The organism is Parabacteroides sp. AM58-2XD, from assembly GCF_003463685.1.
Classification (GTDB): Bacteria; Bacteroidota; Bacteroidia; order Bacteroidales; family Tannerellaceae; genus Parabacteroides; species Parabacteroides segnis.
Genome location: NZ_QSDP01000010.1, coordinates 70,630 through 83,998 on the forward strand (window position 1 = coordinate 70,630; position 13,369 = coordinate 83,998).

At 43.2% G+C, this 13,369-nt stretch carries 11 protein-coding genes and 2 pseudogenes; 5 read left to right on the forward strand and 8 right to left on the reverse strand.

What is annotated here, in order from left to right:
* Positions 1 to 2: 2 nt before the first annotated feature.
* Complete coding sequence (locus DXA15_RS04030; RefSeq protein ID WP_007654224.1) at positions 3 to 281, forward strand: DUF2089 family protein; 279 nt, start codon at positions 3 to 5, stop codon at positions 279 to 281.
* A 2-nt stretch (positions 282 to 283) separates the two neighbouring features.
* On the forward strand, positions 284 to 871 hold the full coding sequence (locus tag DXA15_RS04035; RefSeq protein ID WP_128133209.1) for a YIP1 family protein: 588 nt from the start codon (positions 284 to 286) through the stop codon (positions 869 to 871).
* 86 nt (positions 872 to 957) lie between these two features.
* Here the strand turns inward: DXA15_RS04035 and DXA15_RS04040 are convergent.
* The 8 genes and pseudogenes from DXA15_RS04040 to DXA15_RS04070 form a co-directional block, all read right to left on the reverse strand.
* Positions 958 to 2,111 (reverse strand): annotated as a pseudogene (locus tag DXA15_RS04040) (acyltransferase family protein).
* A gap of 112 nt (positions 2,112 to 2,223) precedes the next feature.
* Positions 2,224 to 2,787: a Crp/Fnr family transcriptional regulator gene (locus DXA15_RS04045; RefSeq protein ID WP_128133210.1), complete on the reverse strand. Its 564-nt coding sequence runs from the start codon at positions 2,785 to 2,787 to the stop codon at positions 2,224 to 2,226.
* A gap of 88 nt (positions 2,788 to 2,875) precedes the next feature.
* Entirely contained in the window at positions 2,876 to 3,526 is a 651-nt protein-coding gene (locus DXA15_RS04050; protein WP_128133211.1) for an HAD family hydrolase, read from the reverse strand.
* The gene (locus DXA15_RS25240) at positions 3,523 to 3,696 is read right to left on the reverse strand and encodes a hypothetical protein (protein ID WP_158579637.1); all 174 of its coding nucleotides are present in this window, start codon (positions 3,694 to 3,696) and stop codon (positions 3,523 to 3,525) included. Before DXA15_RS25240 ends, DXA15_RS04050 begins: the two co-directional genes overlap by 4 nt.
* 300 nt (positions 3,697 to 3,996) lie before the next feature.
* Entirely contained in the window at positions 3,997 to 5,112 is a 1,116-nt protein-coding gene (locus DXA15_RS04055; protein WP_128133212.1) for a carbohydrate-binding family 9-like protein, read from the reverse strand.
* 21 nt (positions 5,113 to 5,133) lie between these two features.
* Positions 5,134 to 6,306 (reverse strand): serine hydrolase, encoded by a 1,173-nt coding sequence (locus DXA15_RS04060; protein WP_128133213.1) that lies wholly within the window; start codon positions 6,304 to 6,306, stop codon positions 5,134 to 5,136.
* Entirely contained in the window at positions 6,307 to 6,831 is a 525-nt protein-coding gene (locus DXA15_RS04065) for a gamma carbonic anhydrase family protein (protein ID WP_007654214.1), read from the reverse strand.
* Positions 6,832 to 6,853: 22 nt separating this feature from the next.
* On the reverse strand, positions 6,854 to 8,641 hold the full coding sequence (locus DXA15_RS04070; RefSeq protein WP_128133214.1) for an aminopeptidase P family protein: 1,788 nt from the start codon (positions 8,639 to 8,641) through the stop codon (positions 6,854 to 6,856).
* Positions 8,642 to 9,120: 479 nt separating this feature from the next.
* Between DXA15_RS04070 and DXA15_RS04075 the strand changes: the two genes are divergently transcribed.
* The 3 genes and pseudogenes from DXA15_RS04075 (at position 9,121) to DXA15_RS04085 (ending at position 13,200) form a co-directional block, all read left to right on the forward strand.
* Positions 9,121 to 9,975: a hypothetical protein gene (locus DXA15_RS04075; RefSeq protein WP_233566792.1), complete on the forward strand. Its 855-nt coding sequence runs from the start codon at positions 9,121 to 9,123 to the stop codon at positions 9,973 to 9,975.
* Positions 9,976 to 10,040: 65 nt separating this feature from the next.
* Positions 10,041 to 11,086 (forward strand): annotated as a pseudogene (gene mtnA, locus DXA15_RS04080) (S-methyl-5-thioribose-1-phosphate isomerase).
* 773 nt (positions 11,087 to 11,859) lie between these two features.
* Positions 11,860 to 13,200: an IPT/TIG domain-containing protein gene (locus tag DXA15_RS04085; RefSeq protein WP_128133216.1), complete on the forward strand. Its 1,341-nt coding sequence runs from the start codon at positions 11,860 to 11,862 to the stop codon at positions 13,198 to 13,200.
* Positions 13,201 to 13,369 lie beyond the last annotated feature (169 nt).

Sequence of the window (13,369 nt, forward strand, 5' to 3'; positions counted from 1 at the left end):
TTATGGGAGAAGTCAGAAAACGTTTGCCGTTGCAGTGTCCTGCCTGTGATTCCCCTCTGAGAGTGGGGAGGTTGTTTTGCGGACAATGCGACACGGAGGTTTGCGGGAACTTTGAACTGCCTCTTTTGGCACGGTTGACTGAGAAAGAACAACAGTTTATCGTTGATTTTATTAAGTCGAGCGGAAGCCTGAAAGACATGGCGAAGAGTATGGGGGTGAGTTATCCTACCGTCAGGAATGTTCTGGATGATCTGATTGATAAATTAAATAAGATAGAGTAGTTATGAAAAAACAGTGGTTGGATTTTCTTGTTAATCCGTTTGAATGGATTGCCGGAGGACAAGCGTTAGGGTGGGGATTATTAGGAATGGTAGTTTCTACAGTTATATGTTATCTCTCCGGCTGGCATTATCACGGGTTGTTACATTTCGGTCCGGCGCCTAATCCGGCCTGGTGGTGTTATGCAGTGGAACATCTGGTTGTCTGGATAGTTCCGGCCGTGTTGTTTTATCTGGGCGGACTGATCTTGTCACGTTCACGGATAAGGGTGATCGATGTATTGGGGACTGTTGCTTTTGCCCAGTTACCTTTTATCTTTATGAATTTATTCAATATGCTGCCTCCGATGCAAAACCTGGCGAAGATCGATATGAATGTGCCACCGATGGAGCTAATGGCTCAACCCGGTTTCCTGGTCGGGATATGGCTGTCGTTGATCGGTATGATATTTTTGGTGTGGGCATTGGTATGGATGTTCAAGGCTTTGAAAGTGTCCTGTAATTTGAAAGGATATCCGTTAGGTATTCTTTATTGCGTGGCTGTGTTTGGCGGGGATATTCTTTGCCGGTATCTGATAGGTTTATGTTATTAATATATTGCAGACACGGATTTTACGGTTCTTGTATAAAGTGTTATCCGTAAAATCCGCGTCTGTATTATAATTAATGTATAGAATACTTATTTCTTAGCCAGAAACTTTTTGCTTAACCATTTTCTTACTGGTTCGTCATATAGTTTCAGGCACAGATAAGCCACAACTATATTTAAGGTAAGAACGCCCAGAACCATTTGCCAGGTTTCTCCGAGAGTGAAAAGCTGCTTGTCGATCAACCAGGCATAAAACAGGTACATGAACGGATAGTGTATGATATAAAGCGGGAAAGAGATATCCCCTAAAAATTTACAAATCTTCGTAGACTTTATATCCGTAGTGGTTCCCGATGCTCCCAACCAAATAAGGATAGGGAAAACGATGATGATACAAAACGATTCGTAAAGTCCGTTTATGCAAATCGGGTCGGTTCCTTCCAGATAAGGAACTGAGAACAATCCCAGTAATATAATTGAACAAATCCAGAAAGCGCCTCTAATCTTTATGGGTTTGAAGTTACGGGATAAGAGCATACCCATGGAGAAAGGGAAAAGCATTCGTAACAATCCGCCAATAAAGTTCACGCCATCCAGTGTCCAACCCACTCCGATATTACCGTATCCGGAAACATTGAGGGAAGCGAACGCAGCCAGTGCCACACCCATCAAAAAGACGACTACAGTCAATGCTTTGGTGGATAATCGGCGAATAAACAAGGCATAAAGAATATTACCGATATACTCGAAGAATAATGACCAGCTGGGACCGTTCAACGGAAACATTTCGCCATTCCCTCTGACATCGTAACTGGCTCCCGGTATGGCGGGTATGAAAAACAGGGAGCAAAGTAAGGATAACATAACCGTGGAGATAGCCACATGTGTTCCGTCCCATTTTACACTGCCTTGAATAAGGAAAGTGATAAGACCCAGAATCGCTCCCATGATAACCATCGGATGCAGACGGATTAAACGGCGTTTAAAGAAATCTTTCAGGGTTAAACTCTTTGCCCAACGGTCGTCGTAAGCATAGCCGATAACGAAGCCGGATAGGATAAAAAAGAAATCCACGGCCAGATAGCCATGGTTGATACCTCCGATGGTATCGCTGCCTCCGGCAAAAGCGTAGCCTCGTACACATGATACCATACGACTAAAAGGGCCGCTACCCCTCTTAATCCGTCAAGAAGGTCGTAATGAGGTTTAGTGTCTGTAAATGCAGCGGAAGAAATGTTTTGCATGATAAAATTTATAATTTAGATTATTATTGTAAGCTGTTGTCAATGACGCCCCAAAATTAGAGAACTTCTGTTTCCTAACATTTGTCCTACGTCAAATTTTGCCGGGGAAAGATTATTTCTGAGCTCTGAGACGGCTGAGTGTCGACAGCGTTATTCCCAGATATGAAGCGATATATCCCAGTTGTGCCCGCTGGCAAACCAGAGGAAACTGCTGTTTAAATTCTTCGTACCTCTCTTTGGCCGATAATGTAAGATGTTCCTTATGTGAACGGTGTAATCGTCTGTATTCGTTTTGATGAATGACTCTTCCCCAATTGGCTAATTCAATATTTGTCTCAAACAGCCGGAGTAAGTCGGTCAGTGATATTCTATAGGCAACAACGTCTTCAAGTGTTTCCACAAATTCTTCACTGGGTTTGTTATAGTATAATTCGTCCATGCTGAAAACAATTCCCCCCTCGTCAGAGAAGGAAGTTGTTATTTCTTCCCCGTTTACCAGCCAGAAAGAGCGGGTCATTCCTTTCTCTATGAAATAAGCTGATTTGCAAAACATATCTGCCTTTATCAACTGATATTTTTTAGGGAAATGGCATAAAGTCACATTTTCTTTCAATATTCGTATCGTATCATCTGAAATGGGGTACGAAGAGTTTATCTTTTCTATAACATTCATCATAAGGCAAATCCTAAATTGCTTTCCTTCATATGCAAAAGTAAGAGGAAAACACCGAAAACGTGAATAAAATCGGAAGAATAATGCAAAACTACAGAAGTAATCTGCGGAGTGCCGGAATATCTTCTGCTATATAATCCGCTCCGGCTTCCGATAGTTCTTCGTAATCTCCGAATCCGTATAAAACACCGATAGAATCTATACCTGTGTTTTTGGCACCGATGATATCGTGTTTCCTGTCGCCGATCATGACGACTGAATCTCGGTCTGTTATGTCGTTTACCTCTAATATATAGTTGATTACATCCGTTTTGGTATGAAGCGAACCATCCAGGCCACTTCCTGCGACGAAAGAGAAATAACTGCTTAATTCAAAATAATCCAGAATGCGTCTGGCGAATATTTCCGGTTTGGATGTGGCCAGTATGACGGTTTTGCCGTTTTGTCGGGCTTGTGCCAGCAATTCTTTAATCCCCGGATATAACTTATTTTCCAGAATGCCCTTGACTGTGTATCTTTCTCTGTATTTGGCAACGGCGATAGTTGCCTGTTCATCGGTGAAATTGTAAAAGTCTTTGAATGAATCCATCAAAGGAGGACCGATGAACGGTGATAATTCGCGTAAATCGTTTACCTGAATGCCAAAATGGTTCAGTGCATATTCAACGCAGCGGGTAATCCCGCTTTCCGAATCGGTAATTGTACCGTCGAGATCAAAAAGGAGGTATTTGTATTGTTTCATTTGTTATCATATTTGAATGTTACTTTTCTCTTGATAAGAAAGTAACCAAAGATCAAGGCTACATCTGCCTCGCTACTGCGCATCCTCCGTTCGCTGTCGTCTGTGAACTCGCTACGCTCAAACAGCACAGCCTCCGGGCGCTCACTCCGGATGCTTCGCTTTACGCTCACCAGATGAGGCCTTTCATAGAACGCAAAGCGTTCTCCTGGGATTGCCGATACCGGCTGTTGAAAGAGAAAGCACCTGTTATATTTAGATGTCGGTATCGGCAATCCAAAGAGGAAGCTGTGCTTCCTGGGAAAGGCCTAAGCGGGTGAACGTCCGCGAAGGGGAAAGACGAAGCGTTCGGAGCGTCTGCTGTTTGAGCGTAGCGAGTTCAGAGGCGACAGCGTAGTCTTTCACCGTAGCAGTGAAGCCGGTTAAGCCTTGATCTTTTGGTTACTTTTCCATCAAGGGAAAAGTAGGTTCAATTATTTCTTGGAAGCCCAAACCAATCCGTCCTGTCGGATATGCCATACATTACCGTCTGTTCCGGGCAATGTGATTTCATACATGGAAGGCGTATTGAACAGTTTGATCTGTTTGGCCTGTTCTGCCGGACATAATTCTTCGGGTTTGAGGGCGGTTACAGATGGTGCATACTCGCCGAAGGTAGCAGCATATTCGTTCTGACGGTAATACAAGTTGCGCAGAAGCCATTTAACTTCATCATTCGGGTCTGTTACGAATGGTGTTTCGCCGGTTCCGACCACTTTATCGGATATCTGTACGAATCCCCAGTATTCCGGCATATGAATATTGATTACCCCTGTCGGAGCCCATACCCAGTTGTATTCACGAATCTTATCTTCGCCTTTGATAGGGACTTTTACGTATTTTCCGTCCTGTATATCCGTTGTCCATTCCACACGTGAGAAGTTCGTACGGATATGTTCGCCGGGTACAGGCTTGTTTTTCCCTCTTGCTACCTGATAGATGGAAGACCAGGGAATGAAAACTTCCACGCTCCATGATTTGTCGGTATCTTTCGGGTTGTTCAAAGTCCCGTCTACATGAACGGCCGATTTCATACCGGCAAATTCCCAGTTGTTCAGGACTTGCGGATTATCCCGGTAAGGTTTGCTCAGATACAGATCCCATTCCGTACCCAGTGAGTTTACTTCATATTCCAGATAGTTATGCGTGTCGTTTGTCGGATTGAGGAATATTTCAAAATCGTTATCCTGATAGATTACGGCATCGTGTTCCGTGATGGTGCCCCATACATGCGGTTCTTCCATCAGAACGGCGAAGTACATACCGTTATCATCATAAGTCATTTTTGCCCGTGTTTGCAGAAGTGGTTTAGGACGTTTGTCACCTTCGATATCGACAAAGTCGGTAGTCCAGGGAATCGCATCCCATTCTTCGGGAGATAGCTTGCCGTCTATCTTGATCGGAGCCGGAGCTTTGTAACATACATACGTCGGAGGATTGTAAGCAGCCTGCGGCGTGTAAGTGATCTCTTTACCTTTCTCCTGTGGCGCTTCTGCACAAGAAAGGAGTAACAATGCTGCGATTGGCGCAGTTAAAACTGTTTTCTTCATTTGTTGTTTAATTTAGTATGTTTATTCTGATTTATTCTGATTTTTAGTTGATTCCTGTATCATTTCCACCGCGGCTCCCAGCCACGTATCGATATCATCCGGATAATGTTGGGCGGAACGTGTATCACTGCGTTTATGCCCCAGGCGTACGACGACGGCATTCAGTTCCGGAATGGCGAAAACATATTGGCCGAGAATTCCCCGCATATAAGGAATTTCCATGCCTTTATAAGTAAGATGCCAGAACTGGAAACCGTAACAGTGGTTTGTCTCATTATACTCTTTGAAGGTCAGGCTGGTGTCGGGTGTTGTCGCTTCCGTTATATAGGATTCGGAAACCAGTTGCCTGCCGTTCCAGCTGCCTTTGTTTAAGATCAGTTGTCCGAAACGGGCGAAGTCGCGGGCATTACTGTTGAAACAGCAATATGCTTTTTCGATACCCTCTTTTTTATCCAGGCTCCAGAGCGCATCTTCTTCCGCATTCATTGGAGTCCATAATTTTCTAGAAACGTACGAACTGATGTTCTCTCCGGTCGCTTTTTCTACAATGAGGGAAAGTAGTTGTGTCACCCCGCTCTGGTAGATAAAGTTAACGCCCGGCTCTTCCGTTTCTTTCATGCCTAAAGCGATCTTTTCCAGGTCATCCCCGTAATACAATTTCGTGGTAGGCGAGAAAGGGGAGGAGTAGGCTTCGTCGAAATCCACACCGGCACTCATTGTCAGCAGATGACGGAGGGTCAGTACTTTTCCATTGTATCCCTGAAATTCCGGATAGAAATCGTTGACCGGTTGATCTACGTTTTTGATGAATCCGTCGTCAATAGCACATCCTATAGCCAGTGAAACAATGCTTTTGGCCATGGAAAACGAGTTGCTGTGCGATTTAGGGGAATAATCTTCCCAGTATTGTTCGAAAAGTAAAGAACTGTCTTTGATAATGACAAAAGCAACCGTTCCCAGTTCATCAAATACCGGCAGGTATTTTTCGGGGATGGAGAGTTTGTTGTAGTCCTCAGACTGTATCCATGCTTGTGGTGCTCCTGCTTCTATGGTCCGGTTTTCAAAGATCGGATACTGGTCGATCTTCGGGAGCAGATGAATCAGCGCACGACGCAGATAATAATTGGAGGGCAATACCAGATAGCCTCCGATACAACATAGAGCCAGCAGTATTGCCCAACCTGTTTTTTTCATTTATTCCGAATCTTCTTTATACCAGCTTGAATACATGTGGTAGTTTTTAGCAATCTTCTGATTAATCTCTTTCGCCTGTTCCGGGTCTACTTTCTTTACAAACTTAGCCGGTACGCCGGCATAGATACTGCCCGGTTCGACAATCGTCTTGCTCAGTACGACTGAACCGGCAGCTACGATCGCTCCTTCACCGATCACGGCATGATCGAGGACAACCGATCCCATTCCGATCAGGGCGCCGTTGCATATCTTAGCCCCGTGTATGGTAACGTTGTGTCCCACCGAAACGTCATCACCAATTTCTATGGTTGACTTTTCATATAATGTATGCAGTACGGAACCATCCTGTATGTTGACACCGTTTCCGATGCGGATCGAGTTTACGTCACCGCGGAGGACAGTCCCGAACCAGATGCTGCAACCGTCTCCTATTTCGACATCGCCGATAATTGCGGCGTTGTCTGCTAAAAATGTGTCTTTACCGATCTTTGGGGTAAAGCCTCTTACTGATTTTATTATTGCCATAATTTTATAGTAGACAAGTGTTTTAGATTTCTGCTGTTTTCTCTTTCAACCAGGCCTTTTCATCTTCATTCAGATGAGGGCTTAACAAGTCGTATACCATTTGGTGGTATTTGTTGATCCATGCACGCTCCCTGACAGACAACATCGGGACAACGATCAGTTTGGTGTCGATGTAGCATAAAGTCAGTGTGTCGAATCCGTAAAATTTGCCATATTCCGTTTCACTGTCTTCGCGGACCAGAACCATATTTTCTGTCCGGATGCCGTATTCGCCTGTCCGGTACATGGCTGGTTCATCACTGATTACCATGCCGGGTTTCAGTGGGACAGGGTTTGCTTCCATACGGATACTCTGCGGGCCTTCGTGTACATTCAGGCAATGACCGATTCCGTGTCCCGTTCCGTGCAGGTAATTAATGCCGGCATCCCACAATGCTTTGCGGGCCAGGATATCCAGTTGAACACCTTTTGCTCCGGCCGGGAATTTGCATTTGGCAATCCCGATCGTGCCTTTCAGTACACGGGTAAAATCTTTTTTCATCTGTTCGGTCGGTTCACCCAGGGCTATCGTACGGGTGATGTCGGTCGTTCCGTCCAAATACTGGGCACCGGAGTCCATCAGAAGCATACTGTCTACTTTAATCTCCACATCGGTCTCGGGCGTGGCGGCATAATGCACGATGGCTCCGTGGGCGGCGTATCCGCAGATGGTCTCAAAACTATCCATGATGTATTGCGGCTGTTCTGCACGTAGAGCCGTCAGCATGGCTGATGCGCTGAGTTCTGTTACTTTTTCTCCTGCTGCTAATTTCTTTTCCAGCCAGATGTAGAAACGGGTCAGGGCAATACCGTCTTTTATCACAGCGTTGCGGAATCCTTTTATTTCTGTTTCGTTCTTGATACTTTTCAGGTGGTTGGCGGGTGTGATGCCTTCGATGATCGTGCAGCCTTTGGGAAGGGCGTTATATAATGATATATTTGTTTTTGCCGGATCGATGAATACACGGCTGTTTTCCGGAAGCCGGGACAGGTATTTCTGTATCATCGTGTAGTCGGCCAGTATAACCCCCTCTTTTTTCAGGTTTTCAGCAGACTCTGCCGTTATCTTTTTAGGATCGATAAAAAGCACACTTTCATCTTCCGAGACAAACGCATAACTGATTACCACCGGATTGTAGGCGACGTCTGTTCCGCGTATATTAAATGTCCAGGCCACTTCGTCGAGAGCAGCGAGGATCAGGCTGTCGGCTCCTTCTTTGCGAAGCATGTTATTTAATTCATCCAGCTTTTCGCGGACGGATTTTCCACTTAGCTCGACAGGCATTTCAAACAGCGGATTACCGGGGATGGCAGGCCGGTCTTTCCAGACCAGGTCGATCAGGTCGTAGGATGTTTCCAGTTTGATCTCTTTTCGGCGCAGGGCCTTTTCAAGTATTGCCGTTTCAGCTACGCTGTATGTCTGTCCGTCTGTTCCGACGGTTTGTCCGCTTTCCAATTCATGAAGCAGGAACTCCTGGATTGTCGGAGTTTCCGGCAAAGCCATTTTATATAGTTCGATGCCTGAACCTTCCAGTTGAATACCGGCTTGAAGGAAATACCGTGAGTCTGTCCATAACCCGGCTTTATCGGCTGTTACGACCACTATTCCGGCAGAACCGTCAAAACCGGATATCCATTCGCGTGATTTCCAACGGTCGGCAGGGTATTCGCTCAGATGCGGATCTGAACTGGGAATGATATAAGCGTCTATATTTTTTTCTTTCATTACCTCTCTGAGTGAGGCAATACGTTCCGGAATGTTTGTTTTCATCGCATTATTGTTTAGTCAACGTTACTATTCGCAAAGTTAAGAAAATATCGGGAAAACCATTTTCTTCACCTGGAAAATACCGGAACATTGTGATCCTCTTTAAATATCATCATCATGTTTGTCTGAATTTTTGCCAATGGAATTGCCTGTTGATAATTATAAGCAGGTCTGTCGACAATTGTGGGCTAGCCTGTCGATAATTATGCGCAGGCCTGCTGACAATTATCGGCAGGCAGAATGGTAACGGAAAAATAATGAAACGATAAGGAGGATTGTGTCTGTGGTAAGTATAATTTAGACATATGAAGTAGGGGTTTTTTATTGATGGAATGTCTTAAATATACCAGGATGTCATTAAAACAGGCAACTTCGGTAAGCCAATACGGAAAAGTGCGGGGCGTATTCGTTTAAAGCTGGAAACATAGAAGATTTTAAATAAAAAAGAATATATTTGTTGGACTTTACTTAATCGGATGATCATGAAAAGAATGTTGTTTGTTTTGGGTGTAGTGGCTCTGTTTTGCATGAGTTCCTGTTCTTCTTACTATTATTCAGTATTGGAGTCGAATGATGCAGTCGGAGAGAAAAATGACGATAAAGATTTTGTCATAGAAAATGACAGTGTGTGTATATCTTACTGTTTCTATGGTGAAGATGCGCCTGTTTCTATCACGGTATATAATAAGATGGATGAGCCTCTGTTTGTTGACTGGCAGCGTTCTGCATTGATCATTGACGACATTGCAACCAGCTATTACCAGGAGAATGCCCCGATACAGGGACAGACTGAATCTTCTTCATACGGTGACAGTTTCAGTTGGAGCAGAAGATATAGTTCGACAGACGCTTATTCTAGCGGCTCATTTGCCGGTCAGATAGCTTTGCCTAAAGGTGTCAGTTTTATTCCTCCCAGGTCAAAGGTGGAATCTACTCCTTTGAGGCTTACGAATTTCCCGTTCGACCGTATACCCAAGGGGGCATATACGATACAGAAATTTGCCAAGTCCAATTCAGATGTGGTAAATGTGAAAGTGAAGAAGTTTACGGAAGATGATAGTCCTTTGTCTTTCAGGAGTTATCTGAGTTTATATACGGCTAACTCGGAGAACGGAGGGAGAAACTATTCTTCTTATGAAAGTAGTTTCTATGTTGCACAGCTGATCAAGACGGGGAATGTGCCGCTAGCTTCTTTTGATGCCGGGAAAAAGCAGGCCGGAGACTTTTTCTATGTGCATAAGGTAAAAGGCGCTGATGCCGGAATTATCGTAGGTGCCGTAGCCATTGGTGCTGCCGGTATTGTAATAGAGTCGACGTTGACACCTGATCACTATTGATAGCGGGAGGAAATGAGGATAATATAAAAATGGAAGGTCATAAAGAAGTGGATATTTAAATTACAATGAAAAATATTACAGATTTGAAAACCGTCCGTCTTAGCGACGACCAGAATGCAGTCGTGATTCTGGACCAGACCCGGTTACCGGCTGAAGAATGTTATTTGGAACTTACTTCGGCTGAGGACATCTGGGATGCAATTTATAAGTTGAAAGTACGCGGGGCACCTGCGATCGGTGTTGCTGCGGCCTATGGTATATATGTTTGTAGCAGGCAGATCGAGGCCGGCTCATTTGATGAATTCTATACGGCGTTTCGTCGGGTTAAAGAATATCTGGCGGGATCGCGGCCTACGGCTGTCAACCTGGTCGCAGCTTTGAACCGGATGGAAAAGGTCGTATTGGAAAATGCTTCGGAAACAGTACCGGCTTTGGTTGAATTATTACATAAGGAATCACTGGCTATCCGTGAGGAAGATGCGGCTGCCTGCCGGCGTATCGGGGAACATTGCCTGTCTTTGTTGCGTCCGGGGATGGGAATTTTGACCCATTGCAATGCTGGTCATTTGGCCGTATCTGAATATGGGACGGCATTGGCTCCGGTTTACCTGGGAGAAGAGAGAGGATATGGTTTTAAAGTTTTTGCCGATGAAACCCGTCCGCTGCTCCAGGGAGCTCGCCTGACTGCATACGAATTGAACAGAGCTGGAGTAGATGTCACGCTTATTTGCGATAATATGGCTTCGTCTGTCATGCAGAAAGGCTGGGTACAGGCGGTCATTGTCGGTTGTGACAGGATCGCTGCCAATGGCGATATCGCTAATAAGATCGGGACTTCGGGCGTTGCCATACTTGCCCGGCATTATGGCATTCCTTTTTATGTTTTGGGACCTACTTCTACGATTGATATGCAATGTCCCGATGGAAAATCCATCGTTATTGAAGAGCGAGATCCTGCTGAAGTAACAGAAATGTGTATATGCATCGTATGGCTCCGAAAGATGTAAAAATATTTAACCCGGCTTTTGATGTAACACCTAACGAATTAATTACTGCAATTATTACGGAAAAAGGAATTTTCAATCCGGCGAATGGGGGATTTGAGTCATAGTGGATAAATCGGTATAATAATAAGTGGGATAGCTGCATTTTCAGGAGCTCTATCAGTCACTATGTAGCTATCTACTTATATTGTAGTCAATGTCTTGTGGTATTTTGTTAAGTGATAGAAATAGAGTAGAAAAAGATATTGATTTTCTCTTGTATCCAAGGAAAAAGATTGTTTATATAGAATTAGAAGACATGTAAGTCTGCAATTGAATTTAATAAAAGTAACCTATTTAAATGGTAGCATTTTAATCCGATTCGTGTAGTCCTGATGGGTACATTATTGATAATTAAGCCTTGAAATTCTTCTTGTTTATAGTTCTGCCAGAACTATGTCCTTCGAATGCAAATGTACGGACTAAATTTATGAAAAACAAATCAATAAATATAAAAGTTTTCGTTTTGTCTGTTATTGTACGTGTTAAATTTTGTTGCGCGTGTATGTTTGCGTATTGCTAAAGATATTTTGTATCCAATTTTGGGAAATTCAGATTAAACCAGCCCGCATTTATTAAAAAACACTCTAATATAATAGCTCTTATTATTTGCTTTGGGTGATATTCAGTATGTATAAGGAATAATTACCATAGTTCTGGCAGAACTCGATTCACAATGTAAAAAATTGAAAAACAGAATAGCCGGATAGAGTTTCTTCAATGTGAATATATTGTTAACCTATAAAAAAATGTCTATGAGCGGATAAAGTTGAACCCCGGTTTTTGCAGTACAATGATACTGAAACAGAAAGTTATACCTAAATATCTAAAGTAATCAATTATGACAATTTATTTTAAACCCAAGAGATTTGTTACAAAGAATGTACCATCTCTTATGTTAAGTTGTTTGCTTATCTCCATTTTTTCTTGTTCTGATGATAAGACGAATACAAATGGAAGTGGGCAACCCTATGATCCGAATACTCCGGTCAAGTTGGAAACATTTTATCCCGATTCGGGAGGGATGGCAACTAAGATGATCATTAAAGGTACTAATTTCGGAACAGATCCGGAAGCGATAAAAGTATATTATAACACTAAAAAAGCAGCTGTTGTGCGTGCTGCCGGTGATATGCTTTATGTAATTACTCCGAGGCAGCCCGGTGCAGAATGTCAAATATCTGTTGCAATAGGAAAAGACTCCCTTACTTTTGAAAACACATTTTCTTATACAACGCAGACTACGGTTTCTACTATAGCCGGAAAGCCGGTGGGAGGTGATGATGGACATGGTGAAATGATTGATGGAACATTGGCAGAGGCTTCTTTTGATCAACCCTGGTTCTTATGTGTGGATGCTGAGAAAAATATTTTTGTTAGTGAACGTCTTGGACATGCAGTTCGCCAGATTAATGAGGAAAAGAATGTAGTCAGTACGTTAGTTAAAGGTTCAGGAAACTGTCCGTATCCCAACGCTTCTGCAACGGATGCAGAAGGTAAAACTGTTTTTGTAGCCTTGGATCAGGGCTCCCAGGGATTGATCGAGTTTGATCCTGAAACTCAGTGGGCACCTAAAAGAATTAAACCTAGGCCCAAAGAAGGAACTCCTGCTTTTACACTTGACTGGATGCATTCGGTTGCACCTAATGTAAATGACGGATTAATCTATACACGTGCCTATAATGGTCAACTTGTTCGTTTTGATCCGAGAACTAAATCTGCGGAACAACTGGATGAAGGATTATTAAGTAGTTCTGATAGCTTTGTTAGTTTTGATACTCTTGAGCCTGATATGTTGTATATCTGTTATTCTGCTAAACATTGTATATATAGTTATAACATCAAAACCAAAAAGCATGAACTCTACGCCGGTGTTCAAAATGAAACCGGATGGCAGGATGGAGAACGTGAAGATGCTTTATTTAATGATCCGAAACAAATATGTTTTGATCAAGACGGAGTGATGTATGTCGCTGATGCCGGAAATCATGTTATACGGAAAATAACACGTGATGGTGTGGTTAGTACTGTCATTGGTATTGCCGGTGTAAAGGGATATGTGGATGGTTCGCCGGAAGATGCCTTGTTTCAATATCCTACAGGAGTGGCTATCGACAAAGAAGGCACCATTTATGTCGGCGATGCAAGGAATAATTGTGTTCGGAAGCTGGCTATAGAATAATCTAATAAATAAAACAATTTTAAAATAGTTCCTATGTTTAAAATCGGAAAAGACGGATAACACGAGATAGCACTACAAAAGCTATACCATTTTAGTTAACTTTGTATTGTATCAAATTCATTATTAACTAATAACGATATAGCTTATGAAAACAGTACGAAGTAACGAA

Bases quoted from the DNA above. Each gene is read 5' to 3' on its own strand.
- DXA15_RS04030 (WP_007654224.1), top strand. From the start codon at position 3: ATGGGAGAAGTCAGAAAACGTTTGCCGTTGCAGTGTCCTGCCTGTGAT.
- DXA15_RS04035 (WP_128133209.1), top strand. From the start codon at position 284: ATGAAAAAACAGTGGTTGGATTTTCTTGTTAATCCGTTTGAATGGATT.
- DXA15_RS04045 (WP_128133210.1), bottom strand. From the start codon at position 2,787: ATGATGAATGTTATAGAAAAGATAAACTCTTCGTACCCCATTTCAGAT.
- DXA15_RS04050 (WP_128133211.1), bottom strand. From the start codon at position 3,526: ATGAAACAATACAAATACCTCCTTTTTGATCTCGACGGTACAATTACC.
- DXA15_RS04055 (WP_128133212.1), bottom strand. From the start codon at position 5,112: ATGAAGAAAACAGTTTTAACTGCGCCAATCGCAGCATTGTTACTCCTT.
- DXA15_RS04060 (WP_128133213.1), bottom strand. From the start codon at position 6,306: ATGAAAAAAACAGGTTGGGCAATACTGCTGGCTCTATGTTGTATCGGA.
- DXA15_RS04065 (WP_007654214.1), bottom strand. From the start codon at position 6,831: ATGGCAATAATAAAATCAGTAAGAGGCTTTACCCCAAAGATCGGTAAA.
- DXA15_RS04070 (WP_128133214.1), bottom strand. From the start codon at position 8,641: ATGAAAACAAACATTCCGGAACGTATTGCCTCACTCAGAGAGGTAATG.
- DXA15_RS04075 (WP_233566792.1), top strand. From the start codon at position 9,121: ATGAAAAGAATGTTGTTTGTTTTGGGTGTAGTGGCTCTGTTTTGCATG.
- DXA15_RS04085 (WP_128133216.1), top strand. From the start codon at position 11,860: ATGACAATTTATTTTAAACCCAAGAGATTTGTTACAAAGAATGTACCA.